The organism is Corynebacterium sp. HMSC05H05, assembly GCF_001807265.1.
Classification (GTDB): Bacteria; Actinomycetota; Actinomycetes; order Mycobacteriales; family Mycobacteriaceae; genus Corynebacterium.
Genome location: NZ_KV788368.1, coordinates 39,492 through 66,083, shown reverse-complemented (window position 1 = coordinate 66,083; position 26,592 = coordinate 39,492). Strand labels below are relative to the sequence as shown.

Here is a 26,592-nt window from a genome sequence, read left to right as displayed (position 1 = left end):
CCCCGCCAGTGTGGCGGGTGCGCGGGGCTTCAGCGCGAATTAGAAGCCGATGCCGAAGTTCCAGGCCGGGTTTCCGGTCTGGATGCCATTGATGAACCAGACCAGCATGCTGATCAGGTCGCCGAAAATGTCAAGAGTAGAAGAAAGCATGGGGTGAAACCTTACTAGAGGGGACTAATGGTGTGCTTCTTAGGCAGGTCGAATTCCTGCTTGGAGGCTAGCTGCCGCAGGGCTCGTCGTAAAGCGATGCGGGTCTGCGAAGGCTCAATCATCTGGTCGATGTAGCCGCGCTCCGCCGCGACGTACGGCGAGGTCATTTCCTGGTCGTAGAAATCCATGAACATCTTCTTCATGGCCTCGCGCTGCGCCGGGTCCTCGATGGCGGCGAGCTGCTTGCCCTGCAGCATCACCACCGCCGCCGCGGAACCCATCACCGCGATCTGGGCGGTGGGCCACGCCAGGTTGATGTCGCCGTTGAGGTTCTTCGACCCCATCACCGCATACGCGCCGCCGTAGGCCTTGCGCACCACGAGCGTGACCTTCGGCACGGTGGCCTCCACGCCCGCGAACGCGAACTTCGCGCCGCGGTGGATCAGGCCCTCGCGCTCCTGCTCCACGCCCGGCAGGTAGCCGGGGGTGTCCACGACGTAAACGATGGGGACGTTGTAGGCGTCGCAGGTGCGGATGAAGCGCGCGCCCTTGTCGGCGGCGTCCGCGTCGATGCAGCCGGCGGCGTACATGGGGTTGTTGGCGACGAAGCCGACGGCGCGGCCGTCGATACGCCCGAATGCGCAGATGAGGTTTTCGGCGTACCCGGACTGGACCTCGACGAGGTCCTCGTCGTCGCCGAGCTGCACCAGCAGGTCCATCATGTCGTAGCCGGCGTTGGTGTCGTCGGGCATGAAGGTGTCTAGCGCGGTGTCGTCGAGCTCCTCGTCGGGCTGCGCGGCGACGACGGGCGCGGCGTCGAACGTGGACGTCGGCAGGTGCGCGAGCAGGTCCTTGACGTAGTCGAAGGCGTCCTCCTCCGTCGCCACAACCGCCTGGATGTTGCCGGCTTGCTCCTGCACGCGCGCGCCGCCGAGCTCGGCGGAGGTGATGTCCTCGCCGGTGACCTCCCGGATGACGTTCGGGCCGGTGACGTACATCTCGGACTCGCCGTCGACCGCGACGACGAAGTCCGTGGTCACGGGCGCGTAGACGGCGCCGCCGGCGGATTTGCCCAGCATGACGGAGATCTGCGGCACGCGCCCGCTCAGAGGCAGCTGGCGCTTCGCGATCTCGGAGTACATTGCCAGCGACGTCACCGCGTCCTGGATGCGGGCGCCGCCGGAGTCCTGGATGCCGATCACCGGGCACGAGATCTTGATGGCGAACTCCATGACCTCGGTGACCTTGCGCCCGAACGTCACGCCCACGGACCCGCCGTAGACGGTCTTGTCGTGCGCGTAGACGGCGACGGGCCGGCCGTCGATGCGCCCGTAGCCGGTGACAACGCCGTCAGAGTAGACGGCGTCCGGGTCGCCGGGGGTGCGGGCAAGGGCCCCGATTTCGACGAAGGAGCCTTCGTCCAGCAGCGCATCAATGCGCTGGCGCGGGGTGGTGCGTCCGGCGTCGTCGCGGCGCTTCCGGGAGCGCTCGGAGCCCGGGTCCTGCGCCTTGTCCAGGCGCTCGCGCAGGTCTTGGAGTTTCTCGGCGGTTGTCATCGCTTCCCCTCAATCCATGCGTTCATATGCTTTCCAACGATCCCCACCGCCGGCTCGTCCACCACCGCGAGGTGGTCGCCGGGCAGGTGGACGATGGTCAGGTCGTCCACGATAGCGCCCCAGCCGCCGTCCTCGTCGATGTGCGCGTAGTTCGGCTCGAGCTGGATCGCGCCGTCGTGCATGCGCTCGGCGCGGAACAGCAGCACCGGCACCTGCACATCCGCCCAGCGGGTGAAGTCGAGGTGGTTGAGAATCTGGTTGTCCACGAAGCTCGCTCGCTGGTGCTCGAGCACACCGGCGGCCAGGCCGTGCTCGGAGGCGTCGGTGGTGGCCAGGAACTCGGTGAGCATCTGCAGCAGCGCGTCCTCGCCGGCGGTCTCCAGCAGCTCGTACGGCACGTCGAATTCGAGGCCGTACGTTTCCTTGGCAAACGCGGCGTAGCGGCCCCAGCGCGCCTTCGTCTCCTCCAGCGTGTCGGGGATCGGCTCGGACGGCTGGGTGGGGTCCAAAAGCGCGATGTAGTCGATCTTGTCGTTGCCCAGCTGGTGCGCAACCTCATAGGCCAGCGCGCCGCCGAACGACCAGCCGGCGAGCACGACCTTGCGCCCGTCGGCGATGCGCTCGATGTCCTTGACGTACTCCGCCGCGCGCTCCTCCAGGGAGCCTTCCAGGCGCTCGACGCCGTAGACGGGCACGTCGTCGCCAAGCCTCCGCGCGAGCGGCGCGTACACCGACGACGACCCGCCCGCCGGGTGGAACACGAACACCGGGGAAACCTCGGCGTCGCCGTCGCGGAAGACGCGGATGTTGCCGTCCACAGGTGTTTCCAGCCCCTCGCGCACGAGGTTCGCCAGCGGCTCGAGCGTCTCGGCGCCGAGCACGTCGTCCGCGGTGACGTCGATGCCGGAGCGCTCGGTCAGGTGCGCGGCGATCTCGGCCGCCTGCTCCTTGCTAATCGACGGCAACTCCGACGTCACACCGGCCGCCGCCGCACCCGCGTACTTGGCCCAGGCGCCGAAGACCATGCGCTCGGAGGCGTCACGCGGGGCCACGCCCACACCCTGGGTCTTCTCGGCCGCCGCGGCCGGGTCGCGCGCCTCGTCGTTGTAGGCCATCGGCTGCGGCGCGTCCGTCTTGCCGGCGACGGCGTCTTCGACGATGCGGATCACGTCGGCGACGGAGGCGTCGCGAAGCGTCTGCACCTGCAGCGGCGGGATCTGGAAGTCGTTCTCCACGCGGTTTTTGATGCGCATGCCCATCAGGGAGTCGAGGCCGAGATCGATCAGCGGCAGCTCGTCGGGCAGGTCCGCAGCGTCGTAGCCCATGGACTCGGAGACGATGTCGCGCAGGCGGTCCGCCACCGACTCGCCGGAGTTGGGGTCCCAACGCACGGCATCTGTCTCGGTTTCTTCCTCGGGGGCGTTGTCCACCGAAGGCCCGTCGTCAAGCGGTTGCTCCATGACGCCCTGCACCGGGGCGCGGTCGATGGTGGAGGCAAAGCCCTCCGCGAGCAGTGTCGCGCCGTCGAAGACCTTGATGGACACCCCGCCGAGCGAGGAGGCGACGACGGTGGTCACTTCGCCGTCCGCGGGCAGGTAGCCGTGTTCCTCGGTGGCGACCACGCGGGCGTCGGGCGAGACCTCGGCGGCGGCGGACTCGATGAGCTGGTGCGGGCTGAAGATCTGGTCGGCGGCGGTGGAGAACGCCACCTCGCCGCCCGGCAGGCGCACGCGCGAGCCCAAAAGCGACGCGCGCGACGACGACGGCCGTGCCGGCGTCCAGTGGTCCACCTGTTTAAACACGGTCTTCGGCGCCTGCACCACGTCGCCCGCACCGTAGAACGCGCCGAAGTCCACGCCCATGCCGTTGACATACAGCTTCGCGGCCAGGTCCAGCAGCGATTCGAGCTCGTCCACCTTGCGCTTGGTGGTGTACAGCAGCTGCGCGTCGGGCTTGCCGGCGGCGAACGCGGTGTTCATCATGCCCATCAGCGCCACCGGGTTCGGGGTGATTTCCACGAGCGTGGTGTGGCCGGCGGCAAACGCGGCTTCGGTGGCGTCCTGGAAGTACACCGGCTGGCGGGTCATGCGCAGGAAGTACTTGTCGTCGTGGACGGTCTGGCCGGGCTGGTACACCTCGCCGCGGTCCACGGAGGAAAACAGCGGCACGCGCAAAGGACGCGCGTTAAGACCTGCGATTTCGCCGGCGAGGTCGCCCATGATCGGGTCGAGGGCGCTGGTGTGGCCGGCGCCGCGCACGTTGAGTTTGCGCGCGAACTTCTCCTCGGCCTCCAGCGCTGCCACCACGTAGTCGACGGCCTTGCCCGGCCCGCCGACGGTGGTCATGCCGGGCCCCGCGTACACGGCGGGTTCCACGCCACGAGCCTGCTCATGCTTCTCGACGAACTCCGCCAACTCCTCGCGGGAGAGCTCCACCACCGCCATCGCACCTTCTTGCTCGGTGCCGGCGATCATGGCTTCGCCCTCGCCCATGAGTCGGGCACGCGCGGTAGCGATGAGGATGCACTCCTCGGCGGACAGGCCGCCGGCGCCGTAGGCCGCGGCGATCTCGCCCATGGACATGCCCATCGTGGCGGCCGGGGTGATGCCGGCGGCGGCGAGCAGGTCGGTCTGGGCGATCTGGATGGCGGTGATGGTGACCTGGCCGTTTTCGGTGTCGTAGGTCAGCTCGTCGTTCTCGATGATCTCGAGCATGGACCAGCCGGCCTGGAACTTCACCATCTCGTCCAGCTCACGCATGCGTCGTGCGAACAGCGGGGAGCGGGCAATGAGCTCCTTGGCCATCTTGCGGTGCTGGGAGCCGAAGCCGGAGTAGACGAAGACCGGGCCCATCGGGGTGGGCGCGTCGGCGACGGCGATGCCGGGGCCGATCTTGCCGTCGGCGACCTGGCGCAGGCGGCGCACGGCCTCCTCGACGCTAGACGCCTGCACGACGGCGGCGGAGCGGCCGTGGTTGCGCTTGGCCAGCGAGCGCGCGACCGGGATCAGGTCGGCGTCGGCGCGGCCCTCGAGGAAGTCCGCGAGCACACCGGCGGCTTCCTTGCGCCGCGACGGCAACAGCCCAGACACCGGCAGCGCCGCCACGGAAACGCCCTCGAAGGCGGGCTCATCCTCGACCACGTCGAAGTTGTAGTCGGCCGGGTCGAAGTCGGCGACGACCACGTGCGCGTTGGTGCCGCCGAAGCCGAAGCCGGAGATACCGGCGACGCGGCGGCCGGAGTAGCGCGGCCACTCGCGCGGGTCCTGGACGACCTCGATGCGCTCGGCGTCGAAGTCCACGTAGCGGTTCGGTGCGGCGAAGTTGATGGACTCCGGGATCGTGTCGTGCTTGAGCGCCTCGAGCACCTTGATCAGCGCCACCACGCCGGCGGCGGATTCGGAGTGGCCGATGTTGGACTTCGCCGAGCCCAGCAGCAGCGGCTGGTAAGCCTCGCGCCCGCGGCCGAGCACCTCGCCCAGCGCGGTGGCCTCGATCGGATCGCCGAGGATGGTGCCGGTGCCATGAGCTTCGACCAGGTCCACCTGGTGCGGGTCCACGCCGGCGTCGGCGTAGGCGCGGCGCAAAACGTCCACCTGCGCCTCCGGGTTCGGGGCGGTTAGCCCGTTGGAGTGGCCGTCGGAGTTGGTCGCCGAGCCCTTGATCATGGCCAAGATGTTGTCGCCGTCGCGCATGGCGTCCTCGACGCGCTTGAGCACAACAAAACCTGCGGCGTCGGCGCGGACGATGCCGTCGGCGTCGTCGGAAAACGCGTGGATGCGCCCGGTCGGCGAGATCACGCCGAGCTCCGAAAACGCCAGCGACGCGAACGGGTTGGCCAGGATGTTCACGCCGCCTGCCAGGGCGACGTCGGCCTCGCCGTCGCGAAGTGCGCGCACCGCGTGGTGCACCGACACCAGCGACGACGAGCAGGCGGTGTCCACATTCATCGAGGGGCCGCGGAAGTCGAACGCGTAGGAGATGCGGTTCGGGATCACGGCGGAGGACGCGCCGGTCAGCGCGTAGGGGTGCGCCTCGTTCGGGTCGGCGGCGATGAGCATGCCGTAGTCGTTGTTGGACGAGCCCACGAACACGCCGACGGGCTCCCCGCGGAGCTCACTCGGCGCCAGGCCGGTGTCCTCGAGCGCCTCCCACGCCACCTCGAGCATGATGCGCTGCTGCGGGTCCATGTTCTGCGCCTCGAGCGGGGAGATGCCGAAGAACTCGTGGTCGAAGGACGCGATGCCGTCCATGTACCCGCCGTCGGTGTTCTCCTCGGCCATCTTGGTGCGCACCACCGGGTCGCCCAGGTACTCGTCCCAGCGGAGCGGGGGAAGCGGGCCGGTGGCGGAGCGGCCGTCGATAAGCATCTGCCAGAACTCGTCGTTGTTCTTCGCGCCCGGGAAGCGCCCCGCGGAGCCCACGATTGCGATGTCGTGGGAGCTGGTTGCTTCTCGACGTTCAACCTTCGGCGCTTCCTGCCTCTGCGCGAGGAGCGCCTGTGCCAGCGCCGTGATGGTCGGATACTGGTAGGCGACGGTGGGGTCGACCCGGCGGCCGAGCAGCTTTTCCAGCTCGCCGGAGAGGATCACCGCATCGCGGGATGCGAGGCCGTAGGTTTCGAGCGGCGTGGTCGGGTCCACCGAGTCGACGCCGGTGGCGCCCTCGACCCAACTGGTGAGCCACTGGATCAGTTGATGCTCGTTCATAACAGTTCAGAGTATCGGCCCGTCCGGGCTTTTCGTTACTCCGCTGCAGCGTGTTCGCGTTCGGTGAACTGCTTCGCGTTGACGCGGCGGGCGATCTTGCCTGCGGTGGAGCGGGCCACCCCGCCCGGCGCGCGGAACTCCACGACCTCCGGCGAGATGCCGTGGTTGGTGGTGATGGCGGAGCGGATGGCGTCCTCAGCGGCGGCGTCGCCGTCCTCGGTTGCGCCGTCGGCGCGCTCGGCGAGGATGATCAGGCGCTCCACGTCGTCGCCCGGCACGGCGAACGCGGCGACGGAGTCCTTGCGCACGTGGTCGGAGGCCTCCATCGCGGTGGCCTCGATGTCCTGCGGGTAGTGGTTGCGGCCCGCCACGACGACGAGGTCTTTCACGCGCCCGGTGAGGTAGAGGTGGTTGTCCAGCACGGTGCCCAAGTCGCCGGTGGCGCACCAGTTGTCCTTCGGCAGACCGTCTTGGAGGGTGGCGCCGATGGTGTTGCGGAACGTCGCCTCGGTTTCCTCCGGGCGGTCCAGGTAGCCGGCGGCGACGTTGTTGCCGTTGACCCAGATCTCGCCGATCTCGCCTTCGGGCAGCTCGTTTTTGGTCTCGGTGTCCACGATGGCGAAGTGCATCCACTTCGCCGGCTGGCCGATGGACGCCATGGGCACGCCGCCTTCGGCGGGCACGGCCTTGCCGTCGGCGAGTGCTTCGCGGTCGAATTCAATGAACTTCGGGCGCTCCTCGGTGCGGTCCGTGGACACCAGCAGTGTGGCCTCCGCCAGGCCGTAGGAGGGGCGCAGCACCGTGCGGTCCAGGCCGGACTCGCCGAACGCGCCGACGAAGGCCTCCACGCCCGGCTTGGTCACGGACTCGGAGCCGATGAGGATGCAGTGCACGCCGGAGAAGTCGTACTGGTTCGGGGTCTCCGGCGCCGCGTAGCGGGCGGCCAGATCCAGCGCGAAGTTGGGGATGCAGGAGTAAATGTGCACGTCGGCCGGGTCGTCGTCGCGCCGCGAAAGCATGTCCACCCAGCGCTTCGGGTTCTGCAGGAAGTCGCGCGGGCTCATGATCTCCAGCACCTGGCCCAGCACGAGGCTGACCACGGCGACGATGACGCCCATGTCGTGGTGCTGCGGCAGCCAGGTGGGCACGCGCATGGGGGCTTCGAAGCGCAGCGCCTCGTTGATCTGGAGTACGTCGGTGACCAGCGCTTCGTTGGTGATCATCACGCCGGCCGGATTGCGGGTGGAGCCGGAGGTGTACTGCAAAAAGCAGATGGCGTCCGCGGTGTTCTCGTCCTCAACGGGGGCGACGGGCTGCCAGGAATCGGCGAGCGTGTCGGGCAGGGAGTCCGCGGCGATAATGCGGGGGCGCTCCGCGGCCGGACGGTCGGCGAAGTAGGCGCGCACGGCAGGGGCGCCGGCGGAGTTGGTCACCACGAGCCGCGCGTTGGCGTCGTCGAGCACGGCGCGCAGGTGGGCCTCATGGCCGGGCTCGTTCGGGTCGTACAGCGGCACCGGAGCCAGGCCTGCGTACAGCGCGCCCATGAAGGCGAAGAGGTACTCGGCGGAGTTCGGGGCCATAATCGCCACGCGTTCCCCCGGCTCGCCTACCTGGGCGAGGCGCGCGGCGACGGCCTTGATGCGTGTGTTGACCTGCGTGCGGGTGAACTCGCGCGCCTCGCCTTCCGGGTTGGAGGTGAAGTCCCAGTCACGGATGTTCACCGCGTCGCCGCCGCCGGTGGCCAGGTGGGCCTGGTAGATCGTCTCGCTCAGGCTCGGGAGGGTGAAGTGCTCCGGGAGCGCGATTTGGCCGTCATCGTCGAAAAATTGCGCGATGAGCTGCTGAAGATCCATACCCGTAACTCCTTTTCAGGACAAAATGATTTTGGACTACAAACTGTCTACCACGTTCTGGACCCAACCTACAGTCCATTCCGGCGTGGTGGTCCCGGGGATGACGGCCGGATTGGTCGCGTACATGGCGTGATTGCCGTTCGCTGCGATCAGCGCGTGGGCCCGGTCGATGGCGTTGCCCACGCCCTTGGGCGCGTCGCAGACCGTGTCGTCCGGCGCGCAGATCTCAAAGGCGCGGTCCTCAACCAGGCCGAAGCCGCCAGGGCGCGGACCGGTCATGGTCGCGCCCGGGGTGACCCGGTCCACCAGCCCCTGCAGCGGCTGCATGACAATCTCCGCGCCCACGCCGCCGACCTCCGCGCCGGGGTTGACGCCCACGCCGTTTTCGCGCCGGCCGTCCGCGATCATCACCGCACCCAGCAGCCGCTCCGGGTCGATCGGGCCCGCGCTGTTGCCGATCTTCGACGCCACGTCGCCCACGATCACCGCCCCCTGGGAGAACCCGGCGATGATGAACTTCGTCGACGGGCACGTCTCCGCCACAAACCGCAGCTCGCCGGACAGCTTGGCGGTGCCCTCGGCGCGCGAGTCGTCGTAGGTCATCTCGGCGCGCCCGTGCGCCGTCTGGATGTTCCGGAACTGCGCGGTATACGGCACCGTGAACACGCGCACGTGGTTGATGTCGTACATCTGCTGCAGCGGCTGGGTGATCGAGAGCATGAAGCTCGCCGGGTTGGCCGCAGGGGCGAACGGGTCGTCGTCCGCCGCGGACTCCCAGGTGCCGGGCACGGAAACGAATTCGACCGCGGGACACCAGTCGGGCTCCGCCGCCTGCGGCTCCGAGGGCTCCTCTGGAGCCTCGGAGGTTGCCAGCGGCCCGTCCGCCGACGGCAGCCCGGTCTCGCCCGAGCGCCACTGGTAGATCCCCAGCCCAATCAAGGACAGCACCACAATCACTGCGGCGACGACAAATACGTTGCGCGATCTGCGCATGAGCCCAGGCTCCCTTCTGTACTGCTAGGAGCAGAGGTTGGCGCGTGCGGAGTCGCTGATCAGCGCCGCCACGCCCGCCGCATCCATGTCGGTGCGGCGTTGCTCCACAAGCTGGCCTGCCACCGCGTCGCGGGTGATCAGGTTGTCCGCGCACACGGTAGCGCCGGTGGCTGTGAGCTGGTCTTCAATCCCGTCGACGTTGACTCCGCTTTCCCTTAAGGTGGCCAGGTAGGCCTCCTCCTGCGGAGAGAAGGCGCTGGCCTGCTGCGGCACGTCGGTCACCTCGCGGGCCGGCTGGTCGTCGGCGCGTTTGCCTTGCGACGGCGCTGCCGACGACGACGGCGCAGCCGACGATGATGCAGTTTCAGACGCTTCCGTGGTCGCGGACTCGGATTCGGTTTCAGCCTCGGAGGCAACCGTCGGGGTGTCCGTCACGTCATCGGAGTCCACGGTGGCGCCTCCGCAGGCGGCCACGGCGACGGCGGTAGCGGCCGTCGCAAAGCAGAATGCAACCTTGCGCACTACTTCTTCCTCACGTTGACGTTGCCGTTGACCTGCTCAATGGTGCCGTGCTGGAAGTCGATGGTCAGGCCGCCGGCCTGGATCTTCTCCATGTCCTTGACCGGCCAGCCCAGCTCGCCCTGCTCGTAGCCGCGCTTGCCCCACTCGTCGAAGATGTCGCCGGTGAGGATGGTGTGCGCGCCCGTGGCCGCGGACCAGTAGATGTTGCCGTGCTCGAACGGCTGGAAGAACCCGCCCTTGACCGCAATCTCGTTGCCGGTCGGGTACCCCAACTCAGAGGTGGCGGTGCCGATCTCGCCGTACTTCTCCGCGATCGCGCCGTGGACGACGAAGTGCTTGCCGTCCGGGTTGCGGGTGAGGAAGCCGCCCTGGAACTTCTGCACGTAACCCTCGCCCACCTGGTTCGCCTCGGCCACCGGGTACTTCAGGTCGCCGCCCTCGTAGCCGTTTTCGCCCCATGCCCGGAACATGTCGCCCGGGATGGCGTACGCGCCGGTCTGCGGGGTCCAGTAGACGGAGCCGTGCTGGAAGTGCACGAAGCGGCCCACGCCGTCCGGCGCCGGCGTCTCGCCCGTGACCGGGAAGCCCAACCAGCCGGCAGGGCCGCCGAGCGCGTTGTACTTGGCCAGGATCGCGCCGAACAGCGCGTGCGCGCCGGTGTCCGGGGACCAGAAGGCGGTGCCGCCGCGGAAGTCCTGGGCCTTGCCCTTGGTGTCCTTGCCCGCGTCGTACTCGTCGTTGACGCAGGAGCCGATCGTGCCGGACTTGGTGGCCTCCGCAATCGCGCCGACCGGGGTGCACTTGGAGCCGCGATCCGCCTCCGGCACCTCCAGCGCGTTGGCCATGTACGGCCAGGCCTGCGCCATCTCAAACTGCCAGTACTCCCAGGAGTGCACACCCGACGGGCGGAAGCGCACGATCGGCTTGACCGGGGTGCGCGACGCGTAGTCCACGAACGTCTGGGTGGACAGGCGCGAGAGCACCTCCAGGCCAATGCCGGCCGGGTTGGCCTGGCCCTTGGCCACTGACTCCGGGTTGCCAAAGTCGTCGCGGCCCGAACCGGCGGAGACGTAGACCGTCATGTCCTTCAGGTTCTCGATGCCCAGCTTCGGGTCGTGGTCGATCCAGTCCTGCGAGCCCAGCGGGCCCCACATCGCCTCGGCGTTGTAGCCGCCGGCGTCCATCTGCGCCGCCTTGATGGCGGTGGGCATTCCGGTGGTGGTGGTGTCCAGGTAGCCGGAGAAGGAGCCGACGAACTTGAACAGGTGCGGGTTGCGCTCAGCCAGGTTGACGGCGGCGGTGCCGCCCATGGACAGGCCCACCACGGCGCGGGAGCCGTTGGAACGGAACTCGTTGTTCAGCACCGGGATGAGCTCCTTGGTCAGGAACGTCTCCCACATGTAGTGCTTGCCGTTGTTCTCGCGCTGCCAGTCGGAGTAGAAGGAGGACTCGCCGCCGACCGGCAGGATCACGTTGACGTTCTTGTCGGCGTAGAACTGCTCGATGTTCGTCTCGATGGTCCAGCCGTTCTCGTCGTCACGCGCGCGCAGGCCGTCGAGCGCCCACACCTCGGGGAACTTCGCGGTCGGGTTGGAGTGCCAGTCGCGCGCCAGCAGGATCTGCACCTGGATCGGGTGGTCCGGCATAGACGGTGAGTTGATGAACACCGCCACGCGACGGTTGGTGATCCACTCGATGCGGTCCACCTTCACGCCGTCCGGCAGGCCCGGGATCTGCGGGTCCTTCTCCACCTCGATCGGGGTGCGCTTCGGCGGGTCGTGCGGGCGCAGGCCGTCGGAGATGCCGCGGTTGGAGGACATCTGCGAGGACAGGTCGCCCGGCAGGCTCGACTGCGCGCTGGCGGCGGGCGCGGTGGCCACTGCGGGTGCCAGCGAAAGCGCAAGAGCGGCGGGCAGCAGCGCGGCGGCGATCCGCGTTGGGGTGGTTCGGTTGTCTCGCATGAGTCTCCTACCTCGTCTGGCTACTGGTGTCACAAGAGTATCGACCAAAAGCTTAAGTTTCACTTGAAGGTTTAGTCGTGTACGACACGCGCAGCGTTACGGCGAGCCCCTCCCCCGCCCCAGCCCCTGATCCACGCAGACGACGAAAACCGGCTACCTACATCCGGCTATGTGCTGGAAAATCAGCGGGTAGCCGTTTGTAGGTAGCCGGTTTCGGCAGGATATGCCCGGTCCGGGCTAGACCCCCTACCAGGCGTTCATCACGTTCAGGATGCGCGGCTTGGTGGCCTCGAGCTGGCTACCAAACTGGTCCCAGTTGTGCAGGCCAGTCGGGGTGAACACGGCGGTGTGCTTCACGCCGGTCGCGGTCGCCTTCGCAGACCAGGCGCGGGTGGTCACGCTGGCCACCTGCTCCAACGCGATGCCGGCGGCGCGGTGCTGCGGCAGGTACTTCTGGTCGGCCGGGCCCGGCACGCCGGAACCGGCGGAGACGTAGACGTCGCGGCCGCGGAGGTTGCCCATGTTCAAGAACGGGTCGTTCTCAAAACGGCGGGGATTCAGCGAGGAGCCCCACATGGCGTTGACGTTGTACAGGCCGCCGTCGAGAAGCGCGGCTCGCAGTGCGGTCTGGCCGCCCGGCACCGTGGTGGTCAGGTATCCGGAGTAGGACAACACCTGGCGGAACTGGTTCGGGTGCAGCGCGGCGAGGTTGATCGCGGCGGTGCCGCCCATGGACAGGCCGAGGATGGAGTTGTTCGTCGGCGAAACACCGAAGTGGCGCTGCAGGTAGGGCGGCAGCTCCTTGGTCAGGAAGGTGTCCCACTTGTACGTCACCGGGTGGTTGAAGTCGTAGGTCGCCGGTGCGTTCCAGTCGGTGTAGAAGGAGGACTGGCCGCCGACGGGCATCACCAGGGTGATGTTGTTGTCCTTGAACGTTCGGGCGGCGTTGACGTCGTTGACCCAAGCATTGGTGATCTCGGTGGCACGCAGGCCGTCGAGCATGTACAAGCCAGCGTTGCCGCCGCGCTGCGCGGGCTGAATCTGGACAGTGATGTGGCGGTTCATCGCGGGGGACCACACCGTGCAGCGCTGCACCCAGAACCCGACGCGGTCCCACTCGCAGTGGCCGGTGGAATCGGGTCGCAGCCAGTCACGGTGCGCCGCCGACGCCTGCGGGGCGCCGATCACCGCTGCCAGGCCGGTAACCAGGGCCATCAGCAGCGCAGTGAGCTTGCGGCGCACGGAATTTTTGGAGTTCATAGATCCCCTCAAAACGTGTTTTCAGGCAAAAGACACGTTTACGTTACCAATTCGAAACGTGCCCCGCTATTCCCCGGTGTGCGCCTGCACTGGCCAGGCAATCTGTGTGCCGTCCATTCCGGGGTTCGCCCCATGGCGGATTGCGCGGCGGGTATCGGCGTCGAGGTAGAGGCCCGGGTCGCTGGAAAGCTGCAGCGTGCGGCCGTCGGTAAGCGAATAGCGCACGTTTTTCCAGAACCGCTCCCAGCTCATGGGTTCGCGCGAGGTGGCCAGCAGTTCGGCGATTTCGGGGCTACGCAGCGCCGCCCGCGCCTGCTTCGCGCGCATGGAGCTGATGAACGGCGGCAGCCCGTCCAGGTAGGTGTCGGTGTCGGCGGCTTGCCAGGCGGGGTCGAGGAATTTGTCGTGGCCGACGCGGCCTTCCGGGTCGCGCGGCATGCGCGCGGCGATGGGGGTTGCCAGGCCGACGGTGTCCAGGATGCGCACGTCGAGCGGCGCGTTCATGCTGGTCATGCCCAGGTTGATCAGGTACGCGGTCAGCGGCACGTTGCTCAGGTCCGACTCCGTGTCTTCGCGGTCGCGGTAGTACCAGCTGTAGATCTCCGGGTCGGCGGAGACGTATGCGAGGTTGAGCTGCGCGGCGTCGGCGGCGATGCCCTTGTCCAGCGCCTCTTCCCAGTTCTGCATGAGCTTGGAGCCGAGGAAGTCCTCGGCGTAGCGCGGCGGGTCGGTCAGTTCGCGGCCGACGGCAAGGGTCCAGAACTCGCGCTCGTCCACGATGCCGAGTTCTTTTTCTCCGGTCTGGTAGGCCTCCCAGTCGATGGGGTGGGCGCGCACGATGGTCACGCCGGCCCACACCGCCACAGCGGTGGCGAGTGCGACGCTGACGCGCGTGAGCGGCACCGCCATCGCGGGCAGGAGCAGCGCGAACAGCGGCAGCAGCCACATGCGCCCGTGCATGAAGTCGCCGCCGACGCGCAGCACGTAGAGGATGTGGGCGAACGCGCAGCCGGTGACAAGAAGCACAATTGCTAATCGACGTCCTCCGGTCCCCCGCATCATCCACCCCACCAACGCGGCCGTTGCCAGCACGGGCAGCCAGAGCCAGTAGTAGCCCACGAAGTCGGCAAAGTACTCGAATCCGCGCGCCCAATCGGAGTCGGAGGCGGACTTGGCCACGGCGGTGTGCGGGGTAAGCAGGCCGTAGTAGCCCATGCGGAAGATTTGGTAGGCGGCCGGCACGGGCAGCGCCGCGGCGAGGATGCCGGGGGTCTTGCGCGGGGAAAACGCGATGAGAAGGATGCCGGTCACACCGCCGTAGAGCGCGAGCTCGGGGCGCACCAGCCAGGACATACCGCACCAGAAAGCCAGGAAGTACCCTGCCTCCGGCGCGCGGCGGCGCAGTGGCTCGGCCCACGCGACCAGCGCGGCCCACCACCCGGCGATCCACAGCAGCGACAGGCCCCACTCCAACCCGGAGGTGGCGAAGTCGCGCGCTGGCGGCAGCGCCAGGTAGATCACGATGCCAAGGGGCACGACGGGGCCCACTTTGCTCCAGAACCGGCCCGCGGCGAAGGTGGCCAGCGCGGCCGCCGCCACGGTGCACAGGAGCGCGAGCCACATGGCGACGTCCTCAAGCCGGGCGCCGGTGACCCAGCCGACTGCAGTGATCAGGTACTGCCACAGGGTTGAGGTGTTTGCCTCCACGCGCTCGCCGGCGTTGAACACGGGCCCGTTGCCGGCGAGCAAGTTGCGCACGGTGCGCAGGACAATCAGGCCGTCGTCGGACATCCAGCGGCGGGTCCATCCGCCCCAGAACGCGAAGATGCCCGCGACTGCGGCTGCGGCGAGCGCGGAGAGGCGGGCATGTTTGGTCATTGCGACGATGTTAGTGGGTGAAGCGCTACCAGCCTAAGTTCGGCACAACGTAGACGGCCATGGCGATGCAGAACAGCCACGCCGCGGCGAGCAGCTGCAAGACACGGTCCTCCAGCGCGATCTCGTCGGGCGCGCCGCCCTGGCCGCCGTCCACCACGGAGGCGTAGCGCAGAATCGCGATGACAAACGGCACCATGGACACCTGGTACCAGATGGCGGCGGTGCCCTCGACGGAGTTGGACAGCTGGAAGCCCCACAGCGCGTACGACATGACCACCGCGGTGGCGGACAGCGTCCACACGAACCGCAGGTAGGTCTCGGTGTAGCCCTGCAGCGCGCGGCGGATCTCCGCGCCGGTCTCCTTGACCAGCAGCAGCTCGGCATAGCGCTTGCCGGATGCCATGAACAGGGAGCCGAACGCGGCCACCAGCAGGAACCACTGGGACAGGTCGATGCCTGCGGCCACGCCGCCGGCCATGGTGCGCAGCATGAAGCCGGAGGACACCAGGGCAATGTCGATCACCGGGATGTGCTTCCAGCCGAAGCAGTAGCCCAGCTGCAGCGCGATGTAGATGCCGATGACCCAGGCCAGCGACGTGCCGTCGGTAGCCAGAAGGGAAAGCCCAAGCGAGAGCGCAATGAGCACCGCCGCCATGACGTACGCCAGGTTGATCGGCAGCATGCCGGACGCGATCGGGCGGAACCGCTTGGTGGGGTGACGGCGGTCGGATTCGACGTCGCGCGCGTCGTTGATCAGGTAGATCGAGGACGCGCCGAAGCAGAACACCACAAACGCCAGGAGGATGTCCACGGCGGTGCGGGAGTTAAAGGCGTCCGTGCCGGCGGCCAAGGGAGCTGCCAGCACGAGGACGTTTTTCACCCACTGCTTCGGCCGCAGGCCCTTGAGCATCGCGTCCGGGAGGTTCTTCGGCGGCGTTTTCTTCATCACCTGGTCAACGCCGGAGGTGTGCGGCTCCGACTTGATCAGGGGCTCGTCCACGGGTTCACGGGTGTTTGCCACTAGATCCTCTTCTCAGCCTCGATTGCCACCTTCGCCGTTGCCGCGCCCAAGGCGGCACCTGCGAGGGTGTCGGTTGGGTAATGCACGCCGAGCACGTTACGCGACAGCATCATCACCGGCACGAGCAGCCACGGCCACTTCCTTCCGGTGATGTCCGCCAGGTGCGCGGCGGCGGCGCCGGTGTTCGCGGCGTGCGAGGAGGGAAACGACAGCTGCGAGGGCGTTTTCACGCCGATTGTCACGCGCGGGTCGTTCGGCCGCGGGCGTCGCACGATGCGTTTGAGCACCACGGTCGCGGCGTGCGCGGCGAAGGTGCCAACGCCGAGTGCGAGCCACTTGGAGCGATTTTGCTTATCGACGGCTCCGCCAAGCCCCGCCACCGCCAACCAACCGAGGTCATGCTCGCCGAAGTGGCTGAGCGCGCGGGCGGCTTTCGCGGTTTCCGGGGTGTACAGCTCGTCCTGGATAGCGACGAGCAGGTCGACCTCTTTATTGCGCATCGAAGATCTTCCCCCAGTTCTCGTGGCTGGTCAGCTCGCCGCGCGCGTCGCGGTAGGTGCGCTTGAGCTCCGGCCAGCGCTCCTTGATCTGCTCGCGGAGTTCCTTCTGTTCGCTCACCAGCTCGTCGGCAAGCTTCTTGTCGCGCTTGCGGAAGGCCACGCCGGTGCCGCCGGCGGTGGACACGGTCGCCGAGTCCACGCGGGCGAGCGTGTACCAGCGCGCCTCCTCGGCGGTGAGGTTGAGCTGCGGCGCGTCCCAGTGCGCGCGGTCCTCGTCCTTGCGCAGGTGCATCAGCGCCTTGACCGCCCACGGGATCTTCTTGATCTTGGCCAGGCGCCCGCCGACCTTGTTGGTGGGCACGCCCGGCGCGCCGGTCGGCGCGGGCAGGTCGGTCGCGGACGGCAGCACCTGCGCGTCCGAGTACTCCTTGCGGATGCCCTGAATCCGCGGCAGCGAGGATTCGAGGATGTCGAAGAGCTGGTCCGGGCCGGCGAGGAAGTCGCGCATCGCCTCGTTCTGGATGGCGATGGTGGAGTACTCCATGCAGAAGTAGTGCTTCGCGGTGGATTTCTGCATGTTCTTCAGCATCGCCTCCGGGTTGTCCGGGCCGTAGATGCTGGCCACGATGAGGCGGTTGCGCATGTGGAAGTACGCCTGCCAGTCAATCGCGTCGTCCTTATCCGCCCACGCCATGTGCCAGATGGCCACGCCGGGCCAGGTGACCGTGGGGAAGCCCGCTTCTTTGGCGCGCAGCGCGTACTCGTTGTCGTCCCACTTGATAAACAGCGGCAGCGGCAGGCCCATCTTCTCCGCCACAACGCGCGGGAAGAGGTTCATCCACCAGCCGTTGTAATCCACGTCGATGCGGCGGTGCAGCGGACGTGAGGTGGTCTTTTTCGGATCCAGGTCCTCTTCGTCCGTGCCGACGTAGCCGAGTGGGTACTTGGCAAAGTCGTGGTCGTAGACGGCGTGCTTGGCGGCGGAGAACATGAAGATCTCCGGGTCTACCGTCTCGCCGGTGGTGCGCAGCTGGCTGCGGTCCTGCAGGTTGAGCATCTGCCCGCCCACCAGGATCGGCTGTGCCGCGTAGCGCGCGGCCTGCACGGCGCGGACGATGGAGTCCGGCTCGATGGCGATGTCGTCGTCCATGTACAGGATGAACGGCGCGTCGGTGCTGTTCAGCGCCTCGTACATGATGCGGGAGTAGCCGCCGGAGCCGCCCAGGTTGCCCTGCTGGAAAATCTCGAGCTTGCCGTTCAAGTTCTTCTCGGCCTCGGCGAAGTCCGGCTCGTCCGCCGGGTGCTGGTTGCCCTGGTCCGGCATGAGCACGTTGCTGATGCAGGCTTCCACGTACGGGTCCTCCGCCAGCGCGTGCAGCGCGTTGACGGCGTCGCGGGGGCGGTTGAACGTGGGAATGCCCACGGCGACCTGTTTAGGCTGGGGCGGGACCACGGTGCCGTCGTCAAGCACCTGCTCCTTGGGCTCCTGCGGCGAGCACCACGCGGCGCCTGAGATGCGGGTGTCGTCCTCGGCGGTGATGTCGAACCACAGCCAGCCGCCATCCTCGAAGTTGCTGAGTTTCAGCGGGATCTCGGTGCGCCCGGTTGCCTCGACGTTGGTGACGCTCACGCGCGTGCCGTCGTGCTTGGACCGGTAGACGGAGATGGTCGCGCGCCCCTCGACCTCCATGGCCAGGACCACGGTGTCCAGTTGCGACCAGCGGCGCCAGTAGCTCGCCGGGAACGCGTTGAAGTACGTCTCGAAGCTGACCTCGTTGCCCGCGGGGACCTCGAAGCTCGTGCGGTCGGACCAGCGCAGACGCTGCTTGTTGTGCTCCTGCTCGATCAGGTACAGCATGCGCACGTCGTGCGGCTCGCCCTTTTTGGGCATGAGGACGCGCTGCAGCGTGTCCACGGCGAGGGTCTTGCTCGTCTCCACAGCTCTCACTTTCTGTTGTGGGCAGTTGGAGCCAAGCGTAATCGCTCCAAAGGTGATTCCTTGGTGTGGCTCGCGGTTCGGTGCGGTGCTAGCTGGAGAAGAGGAGGCGCAGACCTTCGCGAAGGTCTGCCACGATGCGGTCGGCCTCCGATTCGGGAACCCGCAGGTTATCCAGAGCGAGACCGTTGATTAGCGCGGTAACTAGGCGCGCTTTGGGCTTTGCACCCTCCCCACCGCCGAGCGCAGCGACAACGCTGCCCTGAAAGTCTTCAAGCACCTCGGTGTAGAGCTTCGCAATCCAGCCCCGGGTTGCAGAAGCGGAACCGTACGTGACCCAGATCGCGGCATCTTCGGAACGCACCCCTCCGGTCGGGAGGAGCTCGGCAAGCCTCGCTACCCAGGTTTCGAGCTCGCCTTCCCTTTCAGGCACCGCCGCCACACGCTCGCTCTGGCGCTGGATGGAGCGGATGAACGCGTGCGCTAGCAGGGCGTCCCTATTCGGGGCGTGATACTGCACCGAGCCGGCGGCGAACCCGGATTCCTTCGCCACTTCCCGCACGCTCACGGCATCGAGGCCGCGCGACGCGATGATGCGAATGGTCGCGTCGGCGATGGTCGCGGCCGATTCTGAAAACTGATGGTCCAGGGAAAAGTCATTCATGGTTGCGTACCAGCCTACTTTCTCGTACGTTCGTAAGGCGTAATACGTTCGTACGAGAGAATCGGAGCGCCCCATGGGTTCAGTCATCGCAGTTGGTGGTTTGGCGCTGCTCGACAGCCTGAGCTTGGGCACCCTTGTCATCCCCCTTGCGCTTATCGTCCACTGGCGCGCCGTCCGCGTTCCGGCGCTGACCGCGTACTTGATCACCGTCGCGGCGGTCTACTTCCTCCTCGGGCTCGGGATACTCCTCGGATTCGCAGGACTGGGGTCGGTCGCCGAACGGGTCATGCAGACCGATGTCTTCCCCTGGATCACGTTGACGCTGGGCGCGGCCCTCGCGCTTTTCGGCATCTTCGGCCCCAACCCCAAGAAGCCCGAACCCGGGCAGCTGCCGAAACGCGCAGCCGGAGCCACAAGCAGCGTGCCGAGCATGGTCGCCCTGGGCCTCGGCGCATCTCTCACCGAGGCGGCGACGATGCTGCCGTACATCGCAGCGATGGGCATCATCGGCAGCTGGGATATCCCGTCTACCGCAAAGGTCGGGGCCGTGGGCGTCTACTGCCTCGTCATGATTGTGCCGACAGTCATCCTCGCCACCTTGGCGCTGCTCTTCGGTCAGAAGTTCTTCCCGCGGCTCGAACGCCTCATCCCCCGCCTCGAGTACGAGGCGAAAGTGACGCTTCTCTGGATCGCCGCCATCGTCGGCATCTACATGGTGGCGTACAGCTTTGCGACGATCCGCGGCGACCTCCCCGCCTCGTGACCAAGACCGTTTTCGCGCGGCGGCTGCATTGGCGCTCACAGCGCGGGACCGATACGGTAGCTACGATTTCGTACCCTCACCTGCCCGAGGGGACATCATCTTACGCATTGAAAACGGTATGACTATGGCTGCCCCTCACACCGAGACCACTCGCGAACCGCTCGCCCCGACGGGCGTTGTGGAATCCTTCCGCTACGCATTTTCGTCGCCTACTCGCCTGCGCAAGGAGGTGCTGGCGGGCCTCACCGTCGGGCTGGCGCTCATCCCCGAGGCCATCGCGTTTTCCATCCTCGCCGGCGTTGATCCGGCGCTTGGGCTGTTCGCCTCGGTGATCATGGCCATCACCATCGCGTTCACCGGCGGCCGCCCCGCGATGATCTCGGCCGCCACGGGTGCAGTCGCCCTGGTCATCGCCCCGGTGGCCCGCGAGTATGGGGTGGACTACTTCATCGCAACCGTCTTGCTGGCGGGCGTGCTGCAGATCGTGCTCGCGGCCCTCGGGGTGGCCAAGCTGCAGCGCTTCATCCCCCGCTCTGTGATGACCGGGTTCGTCAACGCGCTGGGTATTTTGATCTTCACCGCGCAGCTGGAGCATCTTATCGACGTACCAAAGGTCGTCTACGTCCTCGTCGCAGCTGGCATCGCGATCATGATCGGATGGCCGAAGCTTACGGGCGCCATCCCCGCCCCGTTGATCACCATCGTCGCCATCAGCGCTGTCGTGGGGTTTGCCGGATTCCGCGTCCCCACTGTGTCGGATATGGGGCAGCTGCCGGATTCCCTGCCGCGCCTGTTCGTCCCGGACGTGCCGCTGACGCTAGAGACGCTGCAGATTATCGCGCCGTATTCCCTGGCTATGGCAATCGTGGGCCTGCTGGAGTCGTTGATGACGGCCAAGCTTGTAGACGACATCACCGACACCCACTCCGACAAAACCCGCGAATCCTGGGGCCAAGGCGTGGCGAACATCGCCTCCGGCATCTTCGGCGGCATGGGCGGCTGCGCCATGATCGGGCAGACCATGATCAACGTCCGCGAATCTGGGGCGCGCACCCGCCTGTCTACGCTGCTGGCCGGCGTATTCCTCCTCGCCTTCATCCTGCTGCTCGGCGACGTGGTGGGCCAGATCCCGATGGCGGCACTCGTGGCCATCATGATCATGGTGTCTGTGGGCACCATCGACTGGCACTCGGTGCACCCGCGCACCCTGAAATTCATGCCGCTGTCGGAGACCGTGGTGATGCTGGTGACCGTCGTAGCAACGCTTGCCACCAGCAACCTCGCCGTCGGCGTCGTGCTCGGCGTGATCACCGCGATGATCACTTTCGCCCGCCGCGTCGCACACCTTGCCTCCGTCGAGCAGGTTTCCGCCGAGGACACCACCAACGATGGGCAGGTGGACACCCGCACCTACCGCATCCACGGCCAGCTGTTCTGGGCCTCCAGCAACGACCTGATCTACGCGTTCGACTACACCGACCCGGCAGAAAACATCGTCCTCGACTTGAGCGCAGCCGAGGTGTGGGACGCCTCCACCGTGGCCACGTTGGACTCCGTCACCCGCAAGTTCGAGGAACGAGGCAAGACCGTCACCATCGTCGGCCTCGACGGGCCGAGCAAGGACCGCCTGGACCGCCTGTCCGGAAAACTCAACAGCCAATAGCGGCGCTTCTCCCGTAGGCTGCGAATCATGCAGTTCAAGGGATACAACGACGACGGTCTCCCCCACGGCCCCGCAGGTGGACCACGCAACAGCTCCGGTTCGCCGGCGCGCAACTACGCCATCGGCGCAGCCTGCATCGTGGTGGCCGTGCTCTCGTTCGCGTTCCTCACCGGCTCCACCGCCGTGTTCATCGGCATCGCGGGCGCGGTGACCGGTGCGGTGTTTCTGGTGATGGGGATCCAGGGCAGCGGCGACCAGCAGCCGGACACCTTTGAGCAGGGAAACTTCGGCACCCAGGACCCGGGCGCGGACTACGACTGGGACGGCAACTTCCGCCGCGAGTTCGGCGACGGTCACCGCTAAAGCCCGGGCCACCTAGGTGTTGCCCGGTGGCGACGGCGTACCCTAAAATAATCACGTTAGCTTAGGCACACCTAACCCAGGGTGCTTTTGTTCCCGACCGAAAGGGCGAACCTTGAAACGCACTTCCCCACTGTCACTTCAGCGGCTGACCGCTACCTTCGCTACAGCTGCGCTGCTGCTCACCGGCTGTTCCAGCGAGTCCGCCGACTCCGGCCAGCACACCGACGCGGCTGGGTCGAACGACCGCATTGTCACGCTGGGGCTTGGCGACGTGGACACCGTCCTCGCATTAGGGGAGCAACCGGTCGGCTACGCCACATGGGAGGCAGAGGGCACGGGCGATCCGTCCGGCCTCGGACCGTGGGCGAAAGACAAGCTCACCGCCGAGGCGAACCCGATCCGCAACACCACCACCGAGTTCAGCACCGACACCGCTGAGCAGGTCGCAGCGCTCGATCCGACCAAGATCATCGCCGTTAACAGCGGTTTCGACAGCGACAAGCAGGCACTGTTGCAGCAGATTGCGCCGGCGACCTTCCATTCCGACCAACACGAAGACTGGCAGGTGCCGTGGGACGAGCAGATTAAGGAGATCGCGGCGGCGTTGGGGCAGGAAGCGGAGGGCGACAAGCTCATCGCGGAATCCGAGCAGGCTTTCGCGGACTTCCGGCAGGCGCATCCGGAGCTGCAGGGCAAGACCGCGGTCATCGGGATGCCTTACGACGGCAAGCTCGGTGTGTACACGGCAAGCGACGGCCGCGGCTCCTTCATTGAAAAGCTCGGGTTCACCATTCCGGACAAGTTCAACGGTGACGGATCCAGCTTCTTCATCGATTGGTCCCCAGAGAACTACTCCGATCTCAACGACGTGGACTACGTGTTCATCCTGGACTACTACGGCGCGATCGACGCGCTGAAAAACGATGCCTCGTTTGCGAACCTCGACGTCAACACGCGCGGGGGCGTGCACTGGCTCGACACCGACACCGCCAACGCGATGAGCATGCCCAACCCGCTGACCATCCCGTACGCGATCACACAGATTGGCCAGGAGCTCTAGAGCGCGCTAGCGGGGCACGATCAGCGGCCCTCCTGCCACCGGGTCCTCGGCGACCACGGCGGGCAGCGAGAATACGTCTGCAAGCAACTGCTCCGACACCACCTCGGCGGGCGTGCCCGCCGCTTGGACCTCGCCGCTTTTCATCACGACCAACTGGTCGGAAAAACGCGCCGCGAGGTTCAAATCGTGCAGCACCATGACCACGGTGCGCCCCATGTCATCGGCGAGACGGCGAATAAGCGCAAGTAACTCGACGGAGTGGGAAAGGTCTAGATACGTGGTCGGCTCGTCCAAAAGCACGAGCGGGGTGTCTTGGGCGAGCACCATCGCGATCCACGCGCGCTGCCGCTGCCCGCCCGAGAGCCGCTCGAGCGGGCGCTCCGCAAACTCGGACACCTGAGTCAGCTCCATCACCTCGTCCACCATCGCGCTGTCTTTCTCCGAGGCCTGGCGCAGCCACGTCTGATGCGGGTGGCGCCCGCGCCCGACCAGGTCACGCACCGTCAGCCCGTCCGGCGCTACGGGGGTTTGCGGCAGCACAGCGAGCGTGCGGGCGATCTCTCGGCGTTTCATCTCCGCGGTGTTTCGGCCGTCCAGGACAACCTCGCCGCGCTCACGCGGAATCAGGCCAGCAACCGCGCGCAATAACGTTGATTTACCGCAGCCGTTCGGCCCGACGATAGTTGTGACGCCGCCGCGTGGGACATCGAGGGCGAGCCCGTCGATAATCGTTGCCGCACCGTAGCTGACGGTGAGATCACGCACGTGAAGCATTACAAGGTCACCTTTCTGGTCGCGCGCATCAGCGCGTAGAGCAAGGCCGCCCCGCCGAACGCTGACGTGGCCACGCCTACCGGCAAGTCTCCCGGTACAACGGTGCGCACCGCGAGGTCCGCACCGGCGACGATCAGCGCGCCGGCAATCATCGCGGTACCGAGTGGGGGCGTGGGGGCATGCGCTAATCGACGGCCCACGTGCGGCGCCACAAACGCCACAAAAGCAATCGGGCCTGAAGCCGCCACCGCCGTCGATGTCAACGCCACGGCAAGCACCATGAGCGCAAGCTGGGTGCGCCGCGGGTCGACGCCCAGCCCCGCAGCCGTGTCGTCCCCGAGAGAGAGGGCTTCGAGCTGGAACGCCGCCCAGCGCAGCAGCGGCACAACCAGCGCAAGCGCCACCAACACAGCTGCGGCGTCACCCCAACCTGAGGATCCGACAGAGCCGGTCACCCACGCCTGGGCTTTGCCCACATCGCGGTAGTCGGCGCGGACGAGGAGGAAGGAGTTGTACGCCACCGCCAGGGCGTTGAGGATAATGCCGGCGAAGATGAGCTGGAACGATCCCAGACCGCCCCCGCGGCTGAGCCACCACATCGCCAAGGAGACCGCTATCCCGCCGACAAACGCGCTCAGCGGCACTCCGAGCGCGCTGAGCAGCGCCCCGGTACCGCCACCCGCGAGGAGCGCCGTGAGTGCGAACGACGACGCACCTGAAACAACGCCCAGGATGTCTGGGCTGGCCAGCGGGTTACGAGTGATCGTCTGAAAGATCGCGCCCGCAAATCCGAGCGCGGCCCCCACCGCCAGTGCCGTGGCAACACGCGGCAGGCGCCACTCAACGACCACGGTGCGGGCCATGCCGGTGGACTGTCCGGTAAGGGCGGCGAGGACGTCGTGAAGCCCAAGCCCGAATTCCCCCACCATGATGCCTCCGAGCGCGACGACGAGCCCGCACACCGCGAGCACGACATTGACTGCAAATGTGCGGGTCACAGCTTCGCCCCCTTCCGCAGCAGGTACAGGGCGAACGGGGCGCCGACGAATGCGAGGGTGATGCCAACTTGCAGCTCACCGGGGCGGGCGATGACCCGGCCGGCGACATCCGCGAGGAGCAGCAGCGTCGCACCGGCAAGCGCGGAGCACGGCAGCACCAGCCGGTAATCCGGCCCGGTCACGGAGCGGACGATATGCGGCACGACCAAGCCGACAAACCCGATCGGGCCCGCCCCCGCCACAGCTGCACCAGCAAGCAGGGCGACCAGCAGGATCCCCATCGCGCGTGCAGCCGCGACGTTGACTCCGAGAGAGTGCGCGACGTCATCGCCCAAGTTCACCATGTTCACCCGGTTCGCCGTGGCGAACGCAGCCACCAGGCCGACCAGTATGACCGGGGCGACTGCGGCGACGATGTGCATGTCCCGGCCCGCGACGGAGCCCGCCGTCCAAAACCGCATGTCATTGAGGCTTTGCGTGCTGGTGAGCACGATGCCGCTAGTCAGCGCGGAACACACCGCCCCGAGCGCGGACCCGCCGAGCACCACCGTGATCGGGGTGGATCCGCGGCTTCGCGCGCTCAGTGCGAAGACGAGCACTACCGCCATTGTCGCGCCGAGGAAACCTACCCCCACCGCGACCAGCACCGGCAGCGAGCCGAACACGGCGGTTGCTGCAGCCACCGCAAGCGCCGCCCCCGGGGCGATGCCCAGCAGGTTTGTGTCAGCCAGCGGGTTGCGAGTGTGCCCCTGGAGCAGAGCTCCTGCTGTGCCTAGCGCCGAGCCGGCGAGCAGTCCGAGCAGCGTGCGTGGAACCCGCAGTTGGGCAACCACTTGCGCCTCCTCGCTGACCTGCCCAGATTCGGTGTGGAACGCGAGGGCAAGCCCGTCACGCACAGCGCTGACGCTTTCTGCCACGCCCATCTGCCGCGCGCCGACGGCGAGCGAGAGCAACACCGCGGCGACAGCCGAAATCCCGAGCGCAATGGCGAATCCCGCGCGTCTAGTCGCACTCATGGCCTGTCACCGCCAATACCCCATGAACGAGATGTGCTCGCGCGGCAATCCCGCCTCCTTAACCAACAGGCGGCGCATCGCTTTCACCGAAGTGTTCTTGCCGGCGATCCAGTAGTAGGTATGTCCGGACGCGCCCGCCCCACTGTTGATGGATTCCCCGCTTCCCGAATACGTCGGGGTTTCCCAGACATTGTCTCGCTGGAGGCCACCGTCGTTATCGGGCTCATCGGTGGTGGGAGCTGCTCGGCCCCGCAGCGGCTCAATGTCCTGTTTAAGCTGCGCGTAGAGCTTGTCCCCATGCCCGACTTCGGGCTCGGTGCGGAAGTGCCAGCGGACATCAACGTGGGCAGGCGCATCGATTTGAAGTCTGTTGCCCACCGGCACCTCAATATCGGCGGAACCGGCGAGGTCTTCAGGCCAGTCCTCCAGCACTCGGGAGATCGCGGGAAGGGCAGTTTCATCGCCGTACAGTCGAGCTGCCGCGGCAGCGCCGGGAGCGAATTCGATGCCGACGCCAGACGCGTCATCGCGGGTCGGCCCAATGATCCACAGCGCCTGCCCAGGCAGCGCGCTTTCTGCCCACGCGGAGGCCGGCCCAGCGTTGTGGCCGTGCAGCACGAAATCCACATCGAGTTCGTCCGGGTCACCGTCGTTGCGCCGGAGGACGCGAATGGAGTAGGTGCGGAGATGCCCGCGCGTGTGTTCCGGCATGGCGCGCCAGAGGTCCCACCACCCCTCGGCCGGCAAATCAACAAGCCCTGCCTCCGACGGGATGATGAGCTTGATCCGCAGATCCATGATGGGCACAGCGGGACCCATTGCGTCGACACCAGTGAACGTCACACGTTGAAAATTCGGTGCGATGCGCTCGCTGCGAACGACTGTTGCAAGGAAGGGCCGGAAACTCACCGCACGAACTATATAGGATTGCCTAACTTAACAAAAGTGCGGGGCT

The 26,592-nt window shown here is 67.0% G+C and carries 20 protein-coding genes; 4 read left to right on the top strand and 16 right to left on the bottom strand.

Features of this window, described 5'->3' with window-relative positions; genetic code table 11:
* Positions 1 to 164 precede the first annotated feature (164 nt).
* From HMPREF3151_RS00280 to HMPREF3151_RS00225, 12 genes are all read right to left on the bottom strand, one after another.
* Positions 165 to 1,706: an acyl-CoA carboxylase subunit beta gene (locus tag HMPREF3151_RS00280; RefSeq protein ID WP_070471994.1), complete on the bottom strand. Its 1,542-nt coding sequence runs from the start codon at positions 1,704 to 1,706 to the stop codon at positions 165 to 167.
* Entirely contained in the window at positions 1,703 to 6,412 is a 4,710-nt protein-coding gene (locus tag HMPREF3151_RS00275) for a type I polyketide synthase (protein ID WP_070471993.1), read from the bottom strand. Before HMPREF3151_RS00275 ends, HMPREF3151_RS00280 begins: the two co-directional genes overlap by 4 nt.
* 35 nt (positions 6,413 to 6,447) lie before the next feature.
* On the bottom strand, positions 6,448 to 8,265 hold the full coding sequence (locus tag HMPREF3151_RS00270) for a FadD32-like long-chain-fatty-acid--AMP ligase (RefSeq protein ID WP_070471991.1): 1,818 nt from the start codon (positions 8,263 to 8,265) through the stop codon (positions 6,448 to 6,450).
* A 36-nt stretch (positions 8,266 to 8,301) separates the two neighbouring features.
* On the bottom strand, positions 8,302 to 9,258 hold the full coding sequence (locus tag HMPREF3151_RS00265; protein WP_070471985.1) for a cutinase family protein: 957 nt from the start codon (positions 9,256 to 9,258) through the stop codon (positions 8,302 to 8,304).
* A 24-nt stretch (positions 9,259 to 9,282) separates the two neighbouring features.
* Positions 9,283 to 9,780 (bottom strand): DUF732 domain-containing protein, encoded by a 498-nt coding sequence (locus tag HMPREF3151_RS00260; protein WP_070471983.1) that lies wholly within the window; start codon positions 9,778 to 9,780, stop codon positions 9,283 to 9,285.
* Positions 9,780 to 11,741 carry an alpha/beta hydrolase-fold protein gene (locus HMPREF3151_RS00255; protein WP_070471981.1) on the bottom strand — a complete coding sequence of 654 codons (1,962 nt, stop codon included), beginning with the start codon at positions 11,739 to 11,741 and terminating at the stop codon, positions 9,780 to 9,782. The genes HMPREF3151_RS00260 and HMPREF3151_RS00255 overlap by 1 nt, the downstream gene beginning before the upstream one ends.
* 246 nt (positions 11,742 to 11,987) lie before the next feature.
* Positions 11,988 to 13,001, bottom strand: coding sequence for an alpha/beta hydrolase (locus HMPREF3151_RS00250; protein WP_070471980.1), 1,014 nt, complete (start codon positions 12,999 to 13,001; stop codon positions 11,988 to 11,990).
* 66 nt (positions 13,002 to 13,067) lie between these two features.
* The gene (locus tag HMPREF3151_RS00245; protein WP_070471978.1) at positions 13,068 to 14,879 is read right to left on the bottom strand and encodes an arabinofuranosyltransferase AftB family protein; all 1,812 of its coding nucleotides are present in this window, start codon (positions 14,877 to 14,879) and stop codon (positions 13,068 to 13,070) included.
* Positions 14,880 to 14,904: 25 nt separating this feature from the next.
* Positions 14,905 to 15,900 (bottom strand): decaprenyl-phosphate phosphoribosyltransferase, encoded by a 996-nt coding sequence (locus HMPREF3151_RS00240; protein ID WP_070471976.1) that lies wholly within the window; start codon positions 15,898 to 15,900, stop codon positions 14,905 to 14,907.
* The gene (locus HMPREF3151_RS00235; RefSeq protein WP_070471974.1) at positions 15,900 to 16,400 is read right to left on the bottom strand and encodes a phosphatase PAP2 family protein; all 501 of its coding nucleotides are present in this window, start codon (positions 16,398 to 16,400) and stop codon (positions 15,900 to 15,902) included. The genes HMPREF3151_RS00240 and HMPREF3151_RS00235 overlap by 1 nt, the downstream gene beginning before the upstream one ends.
* Positions 16,390 to 18,339 (bottom strand): glycosyltransferase, encoded by a 1,950-nt coding sequence (locus HMPREF3151_RS00230; protein WP_141741242.1) that lies wholly within the window; start codon positions 18,337 to 18,339, stop codon positions 16,390 to 16,392. The genes HMPREF3151_RS00235 and HMPREF3151_RS00230 overlap by 11 nt, the downstream gene beginning before the upstream one ends.
* Before the next feature lie 88 nt (positions 18,340 to 18,427).
* Entirely contained in the window at positions 18,428 to 19,000 is a 573-nt protein-coding gene (locus tag HMPREF3151_RS00225) for a TetR/AcrR family transcriptional regulator (protein ID WP_070471973.1), read from the bottom strand.
* A gap of 73 nt (positions 19,001 to 19,073) precedes the next feature.
* On the opposite strand from HMPREF3151_RS00225, the gene HMPREF3151_RS00220 reads away from it, so the two are divergent.
* The 4 genes from HMPREF3151_RS00220 to HMPREF3151_RS00205 all read left to right on the top strand — a co-directional run bounded on the left by HMPREF3151_RS00220 (position 19,074) and on the right by HMPREF3151_RS00205 (position 22,849).
* Complete coding sequence (locus HMPREF3151_RS00220) at positions 19,074 to 19,763, top strand: GAP family protein (protein ID WP_070471971.1); 690 nt, start codon at positions 19,074 to 19,076, stop codon at positions 19,761 to 19,763.
* 124 nt (positions 19,764 to 19,887) lie between these two features.
* Complete coding sequence (locus tag HMPREF3151_RS00215) at positions 19,888 to 21,426, top strand: SulP family inorganic anion transporter (RefSeq protein WP_246815155.1); 1,539 nt, start codon at positions 19,888 to 19,890, stop codon at positions 21,424 to 21,426.
* A gap of 27 nt (positions 21,427 to 21,453) precedes the next feature.
* A complete protein-coding gene (locus tag HMPREF3151_RS00210) occupies positions 21,454 to 21,789 on the top strand; it encodes a hypothetical protein (RefSeq protein ID WP_070471967.1) in 336 nt (111 codons plus the stop codon).
* A gap of 112 nt (positions 21,790 to 21,901) precedes the next feature.
* Positions 21,902 to 22,849, top strand: a complete 948-nt coding sequence (locus tag HMPREF3151_RS00205; protein WP_070471965.1) for an ABC transporter substrate-binding protein — start codon at positions 21,902 to 21,904, stop codon at positions 22,847 to 22,849.
* Positions 22,850 to 22,855: 6 nt separating this feature from the next.
* On the opposite strand, the gene HMPREF3151_RS00200 is transcribed toward HMPREF3151_RS00205, so the two are convergent.
* From HMPREF3151_RS00200 to HMPREF3151_RS00185, 4 genes are read right to left on the bottom strand one after another with little or no spacing between them, the layout of a single operon-like run.
* A complete protein-coding gene (locus HMPREF3151_RS00200) occupies positions 22,856 to 23,623 on the bottom strand; it encodes an ABC transporter ATP-binding protein (RefSeq protein WP_070471963.1) in 768 nt (255 codons plus the stop codon).
* Complete coding sequence (locus tag HMPREF3151_RS00195; RefSeq protein ID WP_083290084.1) at positions 23,623 to 24,621, bottom strand: FecCD family ABC transporter permease; 999 nt, start codon at positions 24,619 to 24,621, stop codon at positions 23,623 to 23,625. The genes HMPREF3151_RS00200 and HMPREF3151_RS00195 overlap by 1 nt, the downstream gene beginning before the upstream one ends.
* Complete coding sequence (locus tag HMPREF3151_RS00190) at positions 24,618 to 25,637, bottom strand: FecCD family ABC transporter permease (protein WP_070471960.1); 1,020 nt, start codon at positions 25,635 to 25,637, stop codon at positions 24,618 to 24,620. The genes HMPREF3151_RS00195 and HMPREF3151_RS00190 overlap by 4 nt, the downstream gene beginning before the upstream one ends.
* 6 nt (positions 25,638 to 25,643) lie before the next feature.
* Positions 25,644 to 26,546, bottom strand: a complete 903-nt coding sequence (locus tag HMPREF3151_RS00185) for a siderophore-interacting protein (RefSeq protein ID WP_070471959.1) — start codon at positions 26,544 to 26,546, stop codon at positions 25,644 to 25,646.
* Positions 26,547 to 26,592: the final 46 nt, after the last annotated feature.